The organism is Paenibacillus sp. FSL R5-0519 (genome assembly GCF_037974275.1).
Taxonomy (GTDB): Bacteria; Bacillota; Bacilli; order Paenibacillales; family Paenibacillaceae; genus Paenibacillus.
The window spans coordinates 5,347,196-5,366,281 of sequence record NZ_CP150234.1 but is presented as its reverse complement, the minus strand read 5'-3'; the positions used below and the strand labels follow the sequence as shown (position 1 = coordinate 5,366,281).

At 48.6% G+C, this 19,086-nt stretch carries 16 protein-coding genes; 8 read left to right on the top strand and 8 right to left on the bottom strand.

Features of this window, described 5'->3' with window-relative positions:
* Nucleotides 1–88 precede the first annotated feature (88 nt).
* From MKY73_RS24200 to mglC, 3 genes are all read left to right on the top strand, one after another.
* Nucleotides 89–1,150, top strand: a complete 1,062-nt coding sequence (locus MKY73_RS24200; protein ID WP_105600894.1) for a galactose ABC transporter substrate-binding protein — start codon at nucleotides 89–91, stop codon at nucleotides 1,148–1,150.
* Nucleotides 1,151–1,224: 74 nt separating this feature from the next.
* On the top strand, nucleotides 1,225–2,730 hold the full coding sequence (locus MKY73_RS24195) for a sugar ABC transporter ATP-binding protein (protein WP_339303777.1): 1,506 nt from the start codon (nucleotides 1,225–1,227) through the stop codon (nucleotides 2,728–2,730).
* 15 nt (nucleotides 2,731–2,745) lie between these two features.
* The gene (gene mglC, locus MKY73_RS24190) at nucleotides 2,746–3,765 is read left to right on the top strand and encodes a galactose/methyl galactoside ABC transporter permease MglC (protein ID WP_076214373.1); all 1,020 of its coding nucleotides are present in this window, start codon (nucleotides 2,746–2,748) and stop codon (nucleotides 3,763–3,765) included.
* A 241-nt stretch (nucleotides 3,766–4,006) separates the two neighbouring features.
* Here the strand turns inward: mglC and MKY73_RS24185 are convergent, their stop codons facing one another.
* Complete coding sequence (locus MKY73_RS24185) at nucleotides 4,007–4,342, bottom strand: hypothetical protein (protein WP_339303776.1); 336 nt, start codon at nucleotides 4,340–4,342, stop codon at nucleotides 4,007–4,009.
* 257 nt (nucleotides 4,343–4,599) lie between these two features.
* Here MKY73_RS24185 and MKY73_RS24180 point away from each other — a divergent pair, with 257 nt between their 5' ends.
* Nucleotides 4,600–6,171: an ATP-binding protein gene (locus MKY73_RS24180; protein ID WP_339303775.1), complete on the top strand. Its 1,572-nt coding sequence runs from the start codon at nucleotides 4,600–4,602 to the stop codon at nucleotides 6,169–6,171.
* A gap of 356 nt (nucleotides 6,172–6,527) precedes the next feature.
* Here the strand turns inward: MKY73_RS24180 and MKY73_RS24175 are convergent, their stop codons facing one another.
* The 3 genes from MKY73_RS24175 to MKY73_RS24165 all read right to left on the bottom strand — a co-directional run bounded on the left by MKY73_RS24175 (nucleotide 6,528) and on the right by MKY73_RS24165 (nucleotide 10,674).
* A complete protein-coding gene (locus MKY73_RS24175) occupies nucleotides 6,528–8,369 on the bottom strand; it encodes an ABC transporter ATP-binding protein (RefSeq protein ID WP_339303774.1) in 1,842 nt (613 codons plus the stop codon).
* Nucleotides 8,353–10,137, bottom strand: a complete 1,785-nt coding sequence (locus MKY73_RS24170) for an ABC transporter ATP-binding protein (RefSeq protein WP_339303773.1) — start codon at nucleotides 10,135–10,137, stop codon at nucleotides 8,353–8,355. The genes MKY73_RS24175 and MKY73_RS24170 overlap by 17 nt, the downstream gene beginning before the upstream one ends.
* Before the next feature lie 102 nt (nucleotides 10,138–10,239).
* On the bottom strand, nucleotides 10,240–10,674 hold the full coding sequence (locus MKY73_RS24165; RefSeq protein ID WP_339303772.1) for a MarR family transcriptional regulator: 435 nt from the start codon (nucleotides 10,672–10,674) through the stop codon (nucleotides 10,240–10,242).
* Between the two features lie 240 nt (nucleotides 10,675–10,914).
* Here MKY73_RS24165 and MKY73_RS24160 point away from each other — a divergent pair, with 240 nt between their 5' ends.
* From MKY73_RS24160 to MKY73_RS24145, 4 genes are all read left to right on the top strand, one after another.
* Nucleotides 10,915–11,853: an NUDIX domain-containing protein gene (locus MKY73_RS24160; protein ID WP_339303771.1), complete on the top strand. Its 939-nt coding sequence runs from the start codon at nucleotides 10,915–10,917 to the stop codon at nucleotides 11,851–11,853.
* Nucleotides 11,854–11,945: 92 nt separating this feature from the next.
* A complete protein-coding gene (locus tag MKY73_RS24155) occupies nucleotides 11,946–12,431 on the top strand; it encodes an NADAR family protein (RefSeq protein WP_339303770.1) in 486 nt (161 codons plus the stop codon).
* Nucleotides 12,424–13,329 (top strand): TIGR02452 family protein, encoded by a 906-nt coding sequence (locus MKY73_RS24150; RefSeq protein WP_339303769.1) that lies wholly within the window; start codon nucleotides 12,424–12,426, stop codon nucleotides 13,327–13,329. The genes MKY73_RS24155 and MKY73_RS24150 overlap by 8 nt, the downstream gene beginning before the upstream one ends.
* Nucleotides 13,330–13,376: 47 nt before the next feature.
* On the top strand, nucleotides 13,377–13,799 hold the full coding sequence (locus MKY73_RS24145) for a macro domain-containing protein (protein ID WP_339303768.1): 423 nt from the start codon (nucleotides 13,377–13,379) through the stop codon (nucleotides 13,797–13,799).
* A gap of 132 nt (nucleotides 13,800–13,931) precedes the next feature.
* Here the strand turns inward: MKY73_RS24145 and MKY73_RS24140 are convergent, their stop codons facing one another.
* The 4 genes from MKY73_RS24140 to MKY73_RS24125 form a co-directional block, all read right to left on the bottom strand.
* The gene (locus MKY73_RS24140) at nucleotides 13,932–14,879 is read right to left on the bottom strand and encodes an iron-hydroxamate ABC transporter substrate-binding protein (RefSeq protein WP_339303767.1); all 948 of its coding nucleotides are present in this window, start codon (nucleotides 14,877–14,879) and stop codon (nucleotides 13,932–13,934) included.
* A 60-nt stretch (nucleotides 14,880–14,939) separates the two neighbouring features.
* Nucleotides 14,940–15,962, bottom strand: coding sequence for an iron ABC transporter permease (locus MKY73_RS24135; protein WP_339240037.1), 1,023 nt, complete (start codon nucleotides 15,960–15,962; stop codon nucleotides 14,940–14,942).
* A gap of 2 nt (nucleotides 15,963–15,964) precedes the next feature.
* Nucleotides 15,965–16,939: an iron ABC transporter permease gene (locus MKY73_RS24130; protein ID WP_339308733.1), complete on the bottom strand. Its 975-nt coding sequence runs from the start codon at nucleotides 16,937–16,939 to the stop codon at nucleotides 15,965–15,967.
* A 198-nt stretch (nucleotides 16,940–17,137) separates the two neighbouring features.
* The gene (locus tag MKY73_RS24125; RefSeq protein ID WP_339303766.1) at nucleotides 17,138–18,868 is read right to left on the bottom strand and encodes an AraC family transcriptional regulator; all 1,731 of its coding nucleotides are present in this window, start codon (nucleotides 18,866–18,868) and stop codon (nucleotides 17,138–17,140) included.
* Nucleotides 18,869–19,086 lie beyond the last annotated feature (218 nt).

Below are 19,086 nucleotides of genomic sequence, written 5' to 3'. Positions count from 1 at the left end.
TGAAGATATTGTATTCGAATTTAATGTAAACCCTTTCATAATAAAGACATCGGTTAAGCCGAATGAACTTGGGGGAGGTCATTAGGATATGAAGAAAACATGGATGACACTGTTGATTACAGCATGTATGGTTGTGACGGCTGGGTGTAGCAGCGGTGGAGACAGCGCAGGTGGAAGTACGGGAACAGATACAGGAGGCCAAACAGCAGCCGGGACGGAAACGCCCAAGATTGGTGTCGCCATCTACAAATTCGATGATACATTCATGACGGGGGTACGTAATGCGATGACCGCAGCAGCGGAAGGTGTTGCGACTCTGGATATTGTGGATAGCCAGAATGCACAGCCAACCCAGAACGAGAAGGTCGATCTGTTTGTGTCCAAGAAATACAATGCCATGGCCGTGAATCCGGTGGACCGGACGGCAGCAGGTGTCATTATTGACAAGGCCAAGGCAGCGAACATTCCAGTGGTTTTTCTTAACCGTGAGCCCGTGGCTGAAGATATGAACAAGTGGGATAAAGTGTACTACGTCGGAGCAAAAGCGGAGGAGTCCGGTACGATCTCTGGACAGCTGATTGTGGACTACTGGAAGGCACATCCGGAAGCAGACAAAAACGGCGATGGCAAACTGCAATACGTCATGCTGAAAGGGGAACCGGGTCACCAGGATGCAGAGCTTCGGACCAAATATTCGGTTCAGGCCATCCAGGATGCCGGTATCGAAGTGGAAGCATTGGCGGAAGACACGGCCATGTGGGACCGTGTGAAGGGTCAGGAGAAAATGCAAGCTTTCCTGGCATCCCACGGCGACAAGATTGAAGCCGTTCTTGCGAACAATGATGACATGGCCTTGGGTGCCATTGAGGCATTGAAAGCAGCCGGATACTTCAAGGATGGCAAATCGATGCCGGTTGTAGGTGTAGATGCAACAGCTCCAGCCATTCAGGCTCTACAGGATGGAACGATGCTGGGCACGGTGCTCAATGATGCCAAGAATCAGGGTGCAGCCACGGTGGCACTGGCTTCCGTACTTGCCAAAGGTGAGACACCAACGAAGGAAAATACCAAATACGATATTACCGATGGTAAATACGTCTGGATTGCATACAAAAAGATTACCAAAGATAACATTGCCGACGCCCAATAACAGCACGAGACAGGGACGTCCGACATTCGGGTAACGTCCCTTTTTTGCTGGTCATATGGAAGGGAGGAACCAAGATGGAGTCACCTTACCTGCTGGAGATGAATGGAGTCTCGAAAGCATTTCCGGGTGTGCAGGCACTAAGTCAGGTCACATTGAAACTGAAGCCCGGTACGGTTCATGCCTTGATGGGAGAGAATGGAGCGGGCAAATCCACACTAATGAAATGTCTGTTCGGGATGTATCATCCGGATGAAGGAACGATACGCATCGAAGGAAATGATGTGGATATTCCGAATTCCAAGGCGGCACTTCAGCAAGGCATATCCATGATTCATCAGGAGCTGAATCCGGTCCCGCATCGCCCGGTGATGGAGAATATCTGGCTGGGGCGTTTTCCGATGAAGGGAATACTGGTGGACGAGAAACGGATGTATTCCGATACACTGGCTCTGTTCAAGGACCTGAATCTGGATATTGATCCGAAGGCTCAAGCGGGAACATTGTCTGTCTCCAAGATTCAATCGATGGAAATCGCCAAGGCGGTCTCATTCAATTCCAAAGTTATTGTCATGGATGAACCCACCTCTTCCCTGACAGGCAAGGAAGTGGAGCAACTCTTCGCCATTATTAATGAACTACGCAGTCGGGGGGTGTCCATTATCTACATTTCCCACAAGATGGAGGAGATCCTGACGATCTCGGATGAAGTGACAATCATGCGTGATGGCTTCGTTGTCGGGACTTGGGATGCTGCGGATTTAACGACAGATCTGATTATTACACGCATGGTGGGTCGTGATCTGGATGAACGTTTCCCGGAACGCACCAACGTACCCGGTGAAGTGATATTAAAGGCCGAGGGTCTGACATCCAACCAGTCCAAATCGTTTTGTGATGTATCCTTTGAGCTGCGAAAAGGTGAAGTGCTCGGCATTGGCGGCTTGGTTGGAGCACAGCGGACAGAACTGATGGAATCCTTGTTCGGACTTCGCGGACTCGCTTCAGGTACGATTTCGATTCATGGGCGCAAGGTGAAGATTAACTCCCCCGCAGCAGCGAAGCGTCATAATATCGCGTTGCTCACGGAAGAACGAAGGGTTACAGGAATATTCCCCGTGTTGTCGGTGTATGAGAATACGATCATTGCCAGTCTGGGGCGCTACCGCAATCGCGTGGGCTTGCTGGATGAGAAAAAGGGACGGGAAGAAGCACGGGAACAGACGCAGAAGTTCAGAACCAAAACCCCTTCAGTTAACACGCTGATTCGAAACCTGTCTGGCGGTAATCAACAGAAAGTTCTGTTGGCCCGCTGGTTGCTGACCGATCCGGAGATTCTGTTGCTGGATGAACCGACACGTGGAATCGATGTAGGGGCCAAGTTCGAGATTTACACCATTATTACGGAACTGGCTCGTCAGGGCAAAAGCATTATTATGATTAGTTCGGAGATGCCTGAACTGCTTGGTATGTCGGATCGCATTATGGTGATGAGCGAAGGGCGTCTAACCGGAATCGTGAACGGAGCCGAGGCAACAGAGCAGGATATTATGAGGCTGGCCGCTCAGCAGCGGATGGCTTAGTCAGGAGGGAAACAGATGAACACACAGATGATCAATCAAGTGAAAAATTATGTAACACAACGCGCTATCTTTATCGTATTGATTCTGCTCATCATTGGTATTGCTATTGCCGATCCGAATTTTCTGGCCTTCTCTACACTGCGGGACATCTTACAGCAATCCTCCACACGGGCCATTATTGCACTCGGTGCAGCCTTTATCCTCGTCACGGGTGGGGTCGATCTGTCCGCGGGAAGGGTGGTTGGTCTGACGGCTGTTGTATCGGCATCGATGCTGCAGATTGATGAGTATGCGAACCGTTTCTTCCCCGATCTGCCCCATTTGCCGGTGTTGTTGCCGATTCTGGTTGGAATCACCGCAGGTCTATTCGTGGGTTTGGTCAATGGACTGATTGTCGCCAAATTACATGTGCCCCCTTTTATCGCAACGCTGGGTACAATGGTTGCCGTGTATGGACTGAACTCCATCTATTTTGATACGGAACCCAACCAGTCACAGCCGATCGGAGGATTAAGACCTGATTTTACCGTCATTGGCTCTGGATACATTGATCTGGGCGGGGGTTATTCCATCCCGTATATTGTCCTTATCGCTATTGCGGTGGCTTTAATCTGCTGGGTGATCTTTAACAAAACACGTCTCGGCAAAAATATGTATGCCATCGGTGGCAACATTCAGGCAGCGCATGTATCCGGAATTCATGTGGCCCGCAACCTGGTTGCCTTGTATGCCATTGCGGGTGCGTTATATGGCCTGGGTGGTGTGCTTGAGGCAGCCCGAACGGGTGGAGCAACAAACAATTACGGTAATATGTATGAGCTGGATGCGATTGCCGCATGTGTGGTAGGCGGCGTATCGACAGCGGGTGGTATTGGAACGGTACCTGGAGTTATGGCGGGTGTACTGATCTTCGGGGTCATTAACTATGGTCTGACGTTTATCGGGGTAAGTCCATACTGGCAGTTGATTATCAAAGGATTGATCATTGTTGCTGCGGTGGCTTTTGACATCCGTAAGTATATGGCGAAAAAATAAGATTAACGAAAAAGGTTACACCGTTGTACTCCGAGTGCAGTACCATCTTCCGATCGCCCTTATCCCCTGATTTTCTTGATTCCCTATATTAATAGGGGAAAATCCGGTGATAAATGCGAACGCTCTCGCTTCTTCAGATTGGTTCTGCACTCTACGTTATGGTGTAAAAATTCCATTCATCTTATATGAAAAAGTAGCAAAGAAGCCAGCCCTCGGGATATAGAGAGCTGGCTTTAAGTGTTTAACCATTGACCATCCAATCGATAACGGGGATAACTGGTCCAATGATGCACAAAAGCAACATAAATCCGGCGACATTATAAGATAGCCGGGTGCCGAAATGCGCACGATATTTTTTGGCAATCAAGAAGGTCGGAATCCAGAAGAGGGCTGCTACTACAAAAGGGATGTGAAGTCCTTGAGTTCCGTTGCTATAAATAGGCAGGTTTATTAAGTTAAAAAGGTAATGACTGATCATGAAATTTGCTTGGCCCCATGGAAAGTTAAAGGCTAGGCCCATCGATAATACGAGCAGAGATAGCGTTCCGAAGCCAAGTGGTTTTCGTTGTGTTGTCATGTGATATCCTCCATAACCAAGAGTTGAACCAAATTAATCCATTAATGGATTGTAACACAATAATGACCATGTGAAGAGGAAATGTTTCACTTTTGCCGATTACAATTACATCATATGTCCTATTGCCTTCATAACTTATACATTCATGCGAATTTGACGAGCCTCCATTAATCGACAACATCAGCTAATCATAATCGATATAATACATGTACATAAGTTGTTTGATGTGAGTTTTCTGTCAAAGGGGGCGAGGCTGTTTGCTAAGTTACACGATGAAAATGGTGATATTCCCGCTAGGTTGTCTGCTTGTCATTCTGTCCTCTTATGTTCTAAGACTTACCCCTCATATGGCAATAATGTCGCTTTCGGGGACATTATTGGTAGCAAGTATTTTTGGGGAGAGACGATATCCTGTGCTGCGGAAGTTTCAGTGGATTTTTCTCGGGATATTCCATTATTTCAGTGAACTGAACTGGTGCAACATGCTGTATTATATGCTCATTATTTCAATGATCCAGGACAAACAGCGGTTGGCGCAGACCTTGCCGATTTCGTTGCTGCTTATGCTGCAATATACGGTGATTCGGCTTTCGTATGTGCCTGTAGATACATATACTTTGCTTGTTTCGTTATTTGACCTGTTAACCTCGGTTGTTATCATTTTTTTGTATCATACCTTAATCAACAGTGAGGTCGAGAAGCGCAGGCTTCGGGAGAAAAATCGGTTCCTGACCCTGCATGATCCGCTTACCGGACTGTTGAACTACGAAGGTTACATGGAGGTGCTGCATAAGACAGTAGAAGAACATCGCTCTTTTTTGCTTATCCTTTTGAACGTTAATAACTTTAGTGGTTATAAAAAAGATTCAGAAGATCCTTGGTGTACGGTGATCACAGGTACAGGCCAGATGATCAGCAATCATTTTACCGAGGCCTATGGCATATCCCGGTATGCAGGAGACCGATTTGCGGTCGTTTTGCCGGAGATACAGGATGTGGAAGAACGAATGTCATCATTGCTATCCGTTCAGCTTCAAGGACTTCAGGTAAGCTACAGCATCTCTCTGTATCCGGAAATGTCGGATTCGTTGCAGCACTTTATGACGGTAGCGGAGGATAGACTGCTTCAACAACAGCGCAGCAAATGGCTGAAAAATGAAGAAGAAGTATTTCGTTCCGAAAGACTAAGGGCTGTAGGTGAACTGGCCGCGGGTATGGCGCACGAAATTCGGAACCCGCTTACGGCAATTCGGGGATTCCTGCAGTTGTCACGTGGACAAGCGTTTAATATCGCGCCATGGTATGAAGTGATTATGGGTGAGGTGACAAGAGTGACCGATCTGACGGCTGAATTTTTACAGTTTTCCAAACCCCATGCCAATCATATGAAGCCGGAACAATTGGGCCACTGCCTTGAGCGGGTGATGTCTTTGACCGAGTCGGATGCGGCATCCCGTGGGCATCGAATTACGCTTGAAATGACTAATGAGCCAGTCGTGATCAACATGGATCGGGATAAGATTGTGCAGGTATTAATTAATCTGATTCGTAACGCTTTTGAAGCAATGACAGACCCAGGTGAGGTTCACATGGATTTGTTGCAGGACGGAGACGCAGTACTCATCTCAATTACAGATACAGGAAGCGGTATTCCCGAAAATTCGCTATCTACAATCTTTAATCCCTTTTATACAACCAAAGAAGAAGGTACGGGACTGGGACTTGCACTCTGCCAGAAAATCGTTCAGGATCACAATGGTAAAATTACCGTCCACAGCGAAATGGGGGTAGGTTCCACCTTCACGCTTCATTTGCCAATGGAGACGTAAATCGTATAACTTACCCAGAGACAGCAATTACACAGTCATTAGACAAAATCATAAAAACGCCGCCTGGGTCCTGAAGAACCCCATGCGGCGTTTAGTATTTTGATTAAACGAATGTGCAGAAGCCACATCGGTTCAGATCAGACTATATTGGGTTGAACTAATCATTTACACGTAACGGAGAGGACAGAAAAAACTGAAAAAGCGGAGCTAAAAGCTTTCTGAAAGAAAGCTACTTCGGAAGCATACATCTCGCCTTTATCCACGGATTTTCCCCTTGTGAAAGGGAATCGATAAAATCTGGGGCTAACCGCGATTGGAAGGTTATTCTGTCATCGTAGTGTCTGTGTGAATAATCATTAGTTCGACTTATTTAGATGCCCCTGATGTAACTGATAGTAGAATCCTTGTTGCTGCATCAATGCGTCATGACTTCCACGTTCAGCGATCTGTCCATCATTAATGACGAGAATCTGATCGGCTTCACGAATTGTGCTCAGTCTGTGGGCGATGACAAAGCTGGTACGATCCTTCATTAACGTCCGCATCGCTTCCTGGATCTTCATCTCAGTACGCGTATCAATGCTGCTTGTTGCTTCATCCAGAATAAGAATGGCCGGATCAGCCAGAATTGCCCGGGCAATGGTCAACAGCTGTCGTTGTCCTTGGCTTAGATTGCTTCCCCCGGAAATAATGGGGGTATCGTAGCCCTGTGACAGTTTGCGGATGAACGAATGTGCATTCGCAAGCATAGCCGCTTGCCTGATCTGTTCATCCGTTGCATCCGGCTTGCCGTAGGCGAGATTGTCGCGAATGGTACCCGAGAACAGGTAGGCATCCTGAAGTACAATGCCGAGTTGCCGACGGAGTTGATCCTTCTCCAGTTCCGAGATATCACATCCATCGATGGTGATCCGTCCACCTGTAATCTCGTAGAAACGGGGTAACAGGTTGATAATGGTCGTTTTGCCTGCGCCGGTGGGTCCAACAAGTGCAATCATCTCGCCAGGTTTGGCAGTAAAGCTAACCTTCTTCAGAATGTCTCGCTCCGCACTGTACCCGAAGGAGACGTCTTCAAATACAACTTTACCTTGAATCTGCTCCAGTTGTTTCTTCTGTTCCTCCACATATTCACCAGGCGTATCCATGATGTGAAACACACGTTCAGCACCTGCGATGGCAGCCTGAATCAGATTGTACTGATTGGCCAGATCGCTCAGCGGCCGCTCAATCTGACGGGAGTAAGCGAGAAAGCTGACAATGAGTCCGATGGACGTCAGATCATGATAAGCCATCCATCCACCTACAGAAGCCAGTATGGCAAAACCGATATTGTTCATCACGTTCATCGTTGGCCCAACCAAACCCGAAACAGTCTGGGCCTGGGTGCTGGATGTACGAAGTTTCTCGTTCAGGTTCTCAAAATGTTGATGTGCTTGATCCTGACGGTTATAAGCGGCTACGACTTTTTGTCCAGCAATGGTCTCCTGCGCATACCCATTAAGCTCACCAAGTAACTTCTGCTGGGCCGTGAAGTGTTTGCGAGTTTTTGAAGCGATGAGACGAGTAGCAATGGTTATTAAGGGTACCGTTATCAGACTGAGCAATGTAAGCCGAACATCGAGTGCAAACATGATCGACAAGGAGCCAACGAGCAGAATGGCACTGGACATCAATTGGGTTACGCTTTGATTCAGCGTTGTAGATACGTTATCAATATCATTGGTGGCCCGGCTCATCAGATCCCCGCTTTGATTTTTATCAAAAAACTGGACGGGCAGCTCTTGCAGTCGGGAGAACAACGCGTGTCGCAGATCTTTAACGGTCAGTTGGGACACACCAATCATGACATAGGATTGAGCCCACATCAGGAGTGATCCAAGGACATAAACACTCAGCAAGAGGAGGCATTCCTTCAGCAATCCCGTTGTTACTTTGGGCACGATATGTTCGTTAACGGCGCGTCCGAGAAGATAGGGTCCTGCCAGATTCAGCAGTGTTCCGAGAGCGGTCAGCACTAATGCAGCAATGACGCCTTTGCGATGACGTCCCATGTATGACCATACCCGAATCAGGGCGTGGCGAGCATTCTTGGCTCTGACTTTGGGAACAGGTCCTCTGCCCGCTGGTCCGGGTCTTCCGATGGGAGGCACGACCGTTTGGTGCATGGAGGAAGAGGCGGGTTTAGCCAAATCGAACATCCTCCTTCCGTTGCTGCGAATAATAGATGGCCTGGTAGTGGGATGAATGAATCATAAGATCATCATGTGTGCCCCTGGCAACGATCTGTCCTTCATCAATGACATAGATACAGTCTGCATCCTTCACCGAGGAGATCCGCTGTGCAATCAAAAAGGTCGTGCTGTCTTTCATCAAGGATTGCAATGCCTTCTGAATACTTGCTTCCGTGCTCAGATCCACAGCACTGGTGCTATCATCCAGAATCAGCACTTCCGGTCGCATAAGCAGGGCGCGTGCAATCGATATACGTTGTTTCTGCCCACCGGACAGATTGACCCCGCGCTGACCCAGTTCCGTGTCATACCCGTCCTTCAATTTCATAATAAAATCATCCGCTGCCGCAGCTTGTGCCGCAGCACGCAATTCAGCATCCGTTGCACCGGGCCGGCCGAAGCATATGTTATCCCGGATGCTACCGCTGAACAGAATGGATTCCTGGAGCACAATGGACACACGGCTGCGAAGATCCTGAAGATCCCATTGACGAACGTTCACTCCATTCACGAGCACCTCACCTTGCGAAGCATCATACAGACGGGGAATTAGCTGTACCAGCGAGGTTTTGCCTGAACCTGTTGAACCGATCAGGGCCACTTTCTCACCTGGACGAGCGATCAGATTAATGCCGGTAAGTGCATGTTCTCCGTCATAACGGAAGGATACGTCTCTGAACTCCACTTGACCGCCTGTGTGCGAGGGAAGGGGAGACGATTGGTATGAGTTCTTATCCCGGACAGACGGCAGTGGCTGAACTTTCCCGAAGTTATCGGTACCCGATTGGATATCTGGCTGAGTATGTAACACCTCGTTGAGCCGGGCAGCAGACACCTTGGCGCGCGAGAAGCTCATCATCATCATGCCAATCGACGTGAGGGAAGAGAGTACAACTGTGACATAGTTGATAAAAGCAATCAGATCTCCGGCAGCAATATCGCCTCCAACTACCTGAAAGCCTCCGAACCACAGCACCGCTACAATGGTAGCGTTCAGCATCAGGCTGAGCACGGGTGCATTCAGCGTGACTATACGCCAGGCTTTGACGGCGGTTGAAGTATAATCTTCGTTGGATTGCTTGAACCGCTTTTTCTCCAGACGTGCACGTGCAAACGCCTTGACGACACGGATGCCGGCAAGATTCTCCTGGAGCACAGCATTGACCTGATCAAGTTTGCTCTGAACACTGGCGAACAGCGGATAGGAAGCCTTGATCAGAATAAATAAAATAATAAACAGTATCGGCACAGTGGCAATAAGAATCAAAGCCAGCTTCACACTGATCGTAAATGCCATGATGATACTACCGATGATCAGCATGGGTGAACGGATAAACATCCGCAGCAGCATCTGTACAAAGGTCTGCATCTGTGTAATATCACTGGTCAGACGAGTGATCAGCGATCCTTCCTGAAATGTATCCAGATTGCGGAAGGAGAAGGTTTGGATATGGTCAAACAGTTCCTGACGCAGATCGGTGCCGTATCCCACGGCAGCTTTGCTTGAATAAAGTGTGCAGCCTGCGCCGCCAACCCAGCCGATTAATGCAACAAGCAGCATGATCAGACCTGTAGTCACAATATGGGGTAGATTCCCTGCAAGTACACCATCATCCACGATGCTGGACATCAGCTTGGGCTGGAGCAGGTCCATGGCAACCTCAAGTACCATGAGCAGCGGGGCGATGATCGCCGCTGACTTATATGGTGTCAAGAATCGTTTTAACGTCCACAATAGGAAATCACCTCAGTTTTAATTGCATAAGTGAATCAATTTCATCAACCTTTAGCTGCTTCAAGCCAGTTGTTATTAGCGATGTCGAGAGTTTGCATCACCTCAGGATTCACGCAGGTTTTGGAGCATACGCTGTGCAAGTGCAGACATGATCTCGGATTCTTCCGGCGTAAAATCTTTCTGAGCCTGCTGTTCCAACTCCTGAATCACGATCCTCAATTCTTGCAGCGCGGAGCGTCCCTGATCCGTCAGGTATACCCGCAGACTGCGCAGATCCTTCGGGTCTGCTTCACGTCTCACATAACCGGATGTTTCCATGCGTTTGAGCATGACGGTTACCGTTGCGGGGCTGCGCTGAAGTTGTTCGGCCAGTTTTTTCTGGGATTGGCCATCTTCCCGTTCAAGCTGGAACAACAAAGGGGGCTGCCCCGGGTATAACTCGGGGTGGTTCACAAGTTTCTCATGAACCTTGTAACGTTTGAGTTTCACGAGCTCGGATAGCTGTCCCATTAACCGATCATTTTGGATTGGGTTCATATCATCTACTCCATTTCTACCTTCATTCCATCTTCTCGGTACTGAAAACCAAACCTTTTGAACACGCACATTTAGTTAGTTGACTAACTAAATCTTAAGTTTGATTTGACATATCGTCAAGTGAATACAGATCATTTATTTTGGATTGGAAATATTGACCTGAGATAAAACGATGTGATAAATTGATATTATCTAATTGTTAATAACAAAAAGTTAATAACAGAATGGGGTTTATATCGTATGACTAACGAAGGTTCCTCTGGAGGAAAAGCCCCCGATCACCGGGAGCATCACGATCAGGCACATATCAGTGAAGAACAGTTTTTGGACAGCTATGATGCTGGCGATTACGAACGTCCTTCCGTCACCGTGGACATGTTGGTATTTACGATCCGCAGTGAAGCTCAGGAGAATTATCGCAAGCTCGCGGAACCCGAACTCCAGTTGTTGCTGATCCGGCGGGGCGGTCATCCCTATCTGGGACAGTGGGCGTTACCGGGCGGATTTGTCTCCATGCAGGAATCGTTGGAAGATGCCGCTCGGCGGGAATTGTTGACGGAGACCGGGCTGGATGATATTTATCTGGAACAACTGTACACCTGGGGAGATGTGGAACGAGATCCGCGTACACGGGTCATCAGCTGTTCCTATATGGCGCTGGTTGATAGCAGTGAGCTGGAACTTCAGGCTGGTGATGATGCCAGTGAGGCCAATTGGTTTCGGGTGGAACAGCGGCTTCTGGAAGAGAAACGCCATATCCATGAGCGTGGACGTGTGATAGAACGCAGGCTGCAGTTGATTTTGACCAATGGAACAGAAGAGTTGTCGGCCATTGTTGAGACAAAAGAAACGATAGAAGGAAAAGTGCGGAGCCATCATGTGACGTTGGGTGAGGTTCAGGGGATTGCATTTGATCATGCCAAAATCATTCATTATGCACTTGAGCGTCTGCGATCCAAGATCGAGTATACGGATATTGCATTCAATCTGATGCCGGAGACGTTCACACTGACTGGACTTCAGAAAGTTCATGAGATCATCACTGGCAAAAAACTGCTGGCTGCCGCTTTCCGGCGCAAAATTGCCGATTGGGTCATTGAGACGGGAGAGTATGCGAGCAGTGCCGGTCATCGACCCTCACGTTTATACAGATTGAATCCAGAGAGGCAGAACCCATAGAAGATGGGATGCATCAACGAAATAGAATGAAGTCATTCAATACGTTTGCGGGATAATTGCATACATGAGGATCAAGTAAAGAGGGGATAAGGATGGAAAAGTTTACGTTTTTCTGGAGGACAGCATCGCCGTTCTCACAGTGGCACCCAGCGGATTTTACCGTGAACGGGGTTCACTACACGAGTGCGGAGCAATACATGATGCACCAGAAAGCACTGCTGTTTGGGGATCAGACCATGGCCGACAAGATTCTGAAGGCAAGCTCTGCTTCGGTACAAAAAAAGCTGGGCAGACAGGTCGCAGGTTTCAACCAGACGTTATGGGAAGCTGAGTGCCAGCGCATCGTTTACGAGGGAAATAGGGCCAAATTTACACAAAACGAAGAACTGCTCACCGCGCTGCGCGCCACTCGTGGAACGACCCTTGTGGAAGCAAGTCCGGATGATCGCATCTGGGGTGTGGGACTGGCGGAGGAAGACCCGCGTATTCGCAATCGAAGAACATGGCGGGGAACCAACTGGTTGGGTGAGATTCTGACCCGCCTAAGAGAAGATATAGGAAGTGATTCAGATGAGTGATAAGCGCGTCTCCAATTCACGTTCCAAGCGGGCTAATATCGCACAGCAGACGTTGGCTATTTTGGATGAAGGGCATTACGTAAATGGGTATGATCGCAAGGTTGGGATCGGTACCGATGTGCAGCAAGCCATCCGAAATTCGGTGTTATACCGTCCAGCAGCATTGTCCGCGCTCAGAGAAAAGCGTCGTATAGCACCTCGCATTGCAACTTCATCGGCAGCCCCATCCGCTGAAGTTGAAGCTGTGTCAGTTCGCATTGAAGTTACTGGTGAGACGACACTTGGAGCTGCTTTACGTTTGACCGTAGCTGAAGGAAGAGAAGATGTGGTCTGTCTAAACTTTGCATCAGCGAAAAATCCGGGCGGCGGCTTCCTTGGCGGAAGTCAGGCACAGGAAGAGAGTCTGGCCCGAGCGACAGGTCTATACCCGTGTATCGCTCAAATGGATGAAATGTACGAATACAATCGCAAACAGCGATCGGGTCTATATTCGCATTATATGATCTATTCACCGGAGGTTCCGGTAATCCGTGATGATGAAGATCGATTGCTGGACAAATATTATGTATCATCATTCATTACTGCGCCGGCGGTGAATGCGGGTGTGGTGAAAGAGCGTGGAGAAGCGGATGATTTACAGATTGAATCGGTGATGAAGGAACGCATCCGTTATATTCTGGACGTGGCTGTTGCGAATGGTCACCGCACGATTGTTCTGGGTGCGTACGGTTGCGGCGTATTTCGTAATGAACCGGCAGTAGTGGCGAAGTATTTTCATGATGTGTTAGTGGGAGAGGCTTATAAGGACGCCTTTGAACGCATTGTATTTGCCGTATATGATCGATCAGCAGGTCAGAGAACATTAAAGGCATTTCAACGTATTTTGGCAGAGGTCTAATAAATAAAAAAAGGATCTGTGTAAATAGGATAAAGGAGAGAGATGACATGCAATTTCATGAAAGACAGCAGGATTTGTTTGATCTGGGAGATGATTACTCTCTTGCGCACTGCATATCAGCCGATGCAAAGATGGGCAAGGGCATTGCGGTACAGTTCCGGGAGCGATTCGGATTGGAGAATCTTCAAGAACAGGCCAAACAAGAGCCGCTTGAGATTGGACGATGTTATCCGGTAGGACGGACGCTTAATCTGGTCACCAAGGCAAAGTTCTCCAACAAGCCGACATACCAATCGTTGACGAATGCGGTAGAATCCATGCGTGACGTATGTGTGATGGAAGGGATTACGAAACTGGCGATGCCTCGGATTGGATGCGGGTTGGACAGACTGAAATGGGAGAAAGTCAGCCCAATTATTCAGGAAGCTTTTGCCGATACGGATGTTGAGATTGTTGTCTGTACAGTGTGAGTACGCAGAGTGGGGAAGGTAGATTGCAGCTTGCTGATAGATTCAAAAGAAAAAACCTCAGCTTTGACCGGAATAGAGCGTCAGTATGATTTATACCAACGTTGTTCCCATTTCAAAGTGAGGTTTTTTTGGTTATTTTTTGGAGAACATTTCTTTCGCTTCATCCATGGCCATTTTATTGCCGATCGATGAGTAATCTAGCCAAGGTTGTGCCCCAATCGGGTAGACATGACCGGCTTTGACTGCTTTTAGACCTTGCCAGATCGGATTGTTTTGCAGCTCCTTGAACATGGTTTGAGCTTCATCATCCGAATTCACAACCACAAAGATCGCATCTGCATTATAGTCCGGCAATATTTCACGAGAGACGACCTGGTACGGTTTGGTTGAATCGATATCCGTAATGCCTTTGGCAGGCGTCAGACCGAGATCCTCATACAAAATGGGACCCATGGGACGGCGTGTACTGAACACACGCAACTCTTTGGCAGTAACACGAATCGCCATTACGGTACCATCACCAATCGTGTCATGAATCAGAGATTTCACTTCTTCCGTTTCGGTCGCATAGTCTTGAATGTACTGTTCGGCTTCCTTCTCGCGATTCACGAGTTTGCCAATGTCTTTCAGATGGTCGCGCCATGTACCGTCATCCAGATTGAAGACATGCACTGGAGCAATTTTCTCGAATTTGGCAATATCATCACCGGAGAATTCTTCGTCCAGATAGATTACATCGGGTTTCAGGGCAAGCAAAGCTTCCATATCCGGGTCTTTAACCGGACCAAGTGGCGTTGTATTTTTGAGCTGATCAGCAACATGGGACAGGAAGCCTTTGGCTTCGCCACCAATAACGGAACCCACCGGCGTAATACCGAGAGACAGCAGATCATTGGTCAGATGGATCGACATGGAGGCAATACGTGGCTCTCCTGAACTTGTACTATTGTCCTGATTCTCGGTTGATGTATCCGTGGATGAACCACCGGAAGCAGTTGATGAATTATTGGCCGTTCCACAGGCAGCGAGCACAAGCACCAGACAGATATTCATGACAAGCATAAGGTTTTTCTTTAACATGGGTAGTCACATTCTCCTTGAACATCTCTGGGATGTCTTTATTGTTTTTGTAAAAAAAGATCACTTGCTTCGTACTAACAGGTACAAAAAGTAAGGTGCGCCAATCGCGGCAACTACTACACCTGCCGGTATAGCGTTAGGCTGAAAGATCGTTCGCCCGATTGTATCAGCGCTCACCAGAATAACCATCCCAATGAGTCCGGCAGCAGGGATCAGATGCCGATGCATCGGACCGACAAGTCTGCGCGCCAGATGTGGTGCGGCCAGACCGATAAAGCCAATCCCCCCGGCCATCGATACACTGACGGCAGACAAGGCTACGGCACAGAGCAACAAAATAATACGCTGGGATCGAACAGGCGTCCCAATGCTGGTTGCGGCAGCATCTCCAAGGTTGAAGGCATCGAGCGTTTTGGATCGACTCCAAATGTACGAGATACATAGCACCACCCAGGGAAGCAACGCTTGCACATGAATCCAATCCCGGCCCCAGACGCTACCTGCCAACCAGCGAGCGGCAAAGGAATAGGTGTCTTCATCCAAACGCAGGGATAAGTAGAGGGTCAACGCGTGGAACCCGGCCGCTACTGCGATTCCCACAAGAATCAGCTTAATGGGAGATACGCCGTTATGGCGATCATAAGATAACAGCATGATGATCAGGGCGGCGGCAACACTGCCTGCAAAAGCGAACAACGGAATCAGCAAGGCTACAGAGCCATCCATTGTAAAGGAGAGACTAACAAACACCATTAGTCCAAATGCTGCCCCTGCATGTAATCCCAGAATACCCGGGTCCGCCAGCGGATTGCGGGTAATCCCTTGCAAGGCTGCTCCGGCAATACCAAGTCCCGCTCCGGCCAGTACTGTGACCAGGATGCGAGGCAGTCGGTAATCAAACAGTACAATCTGATCATCCGAACTGCCATGACCAAGCAAGGTCTGTAACACAGCTACTGGGGAGAGGCGAATGGTTCCCGTGTTCAGGCTGATCACAATTACGGCAATGGCGATGCATAGCAGTGTGATGCTGACGACTAACGAACGTTTACCTCGTGATCGTGAAGGTGTATTGAAATTCATCGCTACAAGGCCCTCCTTTCTTTACGGGCCAGATAGAGGAAGAACGGTACACCGACAAAGGCAACCATAATGCCTACTGCGAGTTCCTCCGGCGGGTTCACGATGCGTGAGCCCAGATCGGCGAGCACCAGTAATATCGCCCCAAGCAGCGAAGACATCGGAATGATGAGTCGATAATCCACACCCACCAGTTTGCGTGAGATATGGGGGATGACGAGTCCGACAAATCCAATTGAACCTACTGCCGACACGGACACACCAGCCAGCACAACAACTGCTGCGAGGGCGAGAAACCTCGTCCAGCGCAGGTTGATCCCGAGATTAATCGCGACTTCTTCACCGAGTGACATAAGGGATACACGCCGGGCGAGTGGCATAATCAGCACCAGTGTTGCGAGCAGCACGGGAAGAATCAGCTTCAGATGCCGCCATTCGATTCCGCCAAACCCTCCCGCATACCAGAAGGCCAGATCCTGACTCAGGTCAAAATAAATGGCAACGCCTGTGCTGAGCGAGGTTAACATGGCTGCAATAACGGCTCCGGCAACGGTCAGTCTGATGGAATTCAGACCACCAGGTGCTGCCATTCCAAGCAGGAAGATTAGCAGTGTGCCCAGAACAGCCCCCACGAATGATAAAACCATGATCCAGCCATATGACAGTCCGGGCCAAAAGGCGAAGCTCAGTGCTACGACAAAAGTGGCTCCAGCATTGATGCCCAGAATGCCCGTGTCTGCCAGTGGATTACGCGTTATACCTTGCATTAAAGCTCCTGCAACGGCAAAGGCAGCACCGATAATAACCGCGGCAAGGACACGAGGCAGCCGCAGCTCATGAATAATCTGATGTGGTGTCAAAGCTGGGTTGTACTGAAATATGGCAGCCCATACGGTTTCCAGCGTTAGCCCTTTGGCACCTAAAGAGATGGCGACAAACATACTTAGCAGCAGTATGGCTATGGCCGACAAAAACGTCAGCCCAACGGTTACCGCAGACTTTTTTGAATTAGATGGACGATGTGGCAGTCCCGGATGTTGAATACGGGTCACTCCTTTGGTACCAACAACGAATTTCACTGTTATTGATTATCATTATCAATTAGTCAACATTATAGAATCTTAATTCAGGCCCGTACATGGCATAAATTAAGATTTGGGAGATGGACATTTTTTAGATTACAAAAGTAAAGGTTTGTTCGTCAACATAGAGAGCGCTTCATCGAGCTGGATGTTAATGGAATATGGAGCATATACCACCCATGAGTTCCAGTCGATGAGATGCACACGTCCGTTTTTTACGGCAGGATGGCTGTTCCATAGTGGATTCGATGCCATCTCTTTCAACAGTGTTGCCTTTTCATGCATGGAATTAATCGCAAGTACCATCACATCTGCTTCCAGTCCATCCCATTCTCCTGGTGTGAAGGGTAACCAGTTGAATCCGACGCCAGGTGATTTGCCAGCCAGTTCGCGCTGAATCCGCTGAGGAGCGGTCAATCGCAGACTGCGATAGAAGACATGTCCGAAGTTGCGATGGCTGTACATCCGGGGACCTTTAGGTGTTAACGTGCCAACAGCGACGGTAATATCTCCGACGAGTTCCTTCATTTTTTTGCGTGCACGCTCCGCTTTGCGCTCATGTCGATCCAGCCAATCTGTCGCGGCTTGGGTACGATCCACAATCGATGCAATCTGATGCAGATGACCAAAGACGTCAGTCTGGTTCCAGGGAATCGTGATGATGGGGGAGACATCGCCAATATGCTCCATAGCTTTTGTGGTCGCATTGTCCTTGGTCAGAATCAAATCAGGATTCACATTGAGGAATGCCTGACGTCCTTGTTCCCACGGTTCGTAAGCATGGAAGGGCAGTGCCAGCGATTTGGGCAGATGAGGCAGGTGCCCCTGGATCTGAGCTGCGCATGGTGTGACGCCAAGTGTCATCAGATGGTCCGTGTATGGGTAGGAGAGCGACACGATATTCCGATGCACCTGCTTCGCATAGGAAGTGGGAGCATATCCAGCATGGTTCCGGAAACGTCGGCTGAAATAGAATTCGTCACGGTAACCCACTTCACGAGCCACATCACGGATACGCAGATCGGAAGTGAGCAGCAATTCCTTGGCCCGGTTCATACGCAGATGAGTGATATATTCAATCGGATTCTTCTGCATGCGGCTCTTGAATAGCTGCGAGTAATAGGATGGATGCATGTCAGCCAGCTCGGCCAGCTTTTCCAGCTTGATCTCGTGCATGTAGTTTTCGCGCATGTATTGCAGGGTGGACCTGAGCCACTGTTCCGGTTCCTCCTGCCCAGCCGCTGCGTCCGTCTGATCTTCTTGAGGCCACAGTATATGTAACAGTTCCGTCAGGAAGAGCTGTGCTTTCAAGTCTTTTTGCGAATCTGCGTTATTAAGTTGTGTAAGCTGCACGGCAATGCGCTGTATACCGTAAAATGGACCCTGAATCCAGCCTGTAACCGGTGAACTGAGTTCACGTTCGTAGATGCGTCTGGCTTTGGTTTTCTCCGTAGCCCGATATAGATCGAAGTGAATGATATACAGTTCAATATCATGGTCTTCATTTCCGATCAGTTCAATTGAAGCACCGGGTGTACACAGACAAGCTGATTTGTGAACCACGTGGGATTCGGTCCCATTCATGATCAGTTGGCCTGTGAATTTGTGCATGTATATAAAGGTATGATGAGCAAGTTCAGTAGTGGACCAGCGCCATTTACCACGGGTTATGATATGTTCTGCCTGACGAAGTTCGATTAGGGTATCATTCAGGAATGCATCCAGATCTGCCCGGTTTGAGGGTTCCTTTTCTGAACGGGGATTTGTCTGCTGATGCAACAGGTGTGATGTTATGCTGCTGTTGGCGGTACCTGGGATGGTTGTCATGGTGCTAAGCGACCTCCTTTCTTTTTTAACAGCTATTTAGGTCATGATTGAAGCAGGAACGTGCTATATATTTGCGGACCTGAACGTTTTTCTTGAACATTTATTGATGCGCGTAGCATTAGGCAAGAATTCTATCGATTGAACAGGGGGATACCCGGTTTTTGCCGTGTGGACACATGTGTAAAATCTGGATCGCATCTTTGTGATAACGATATATC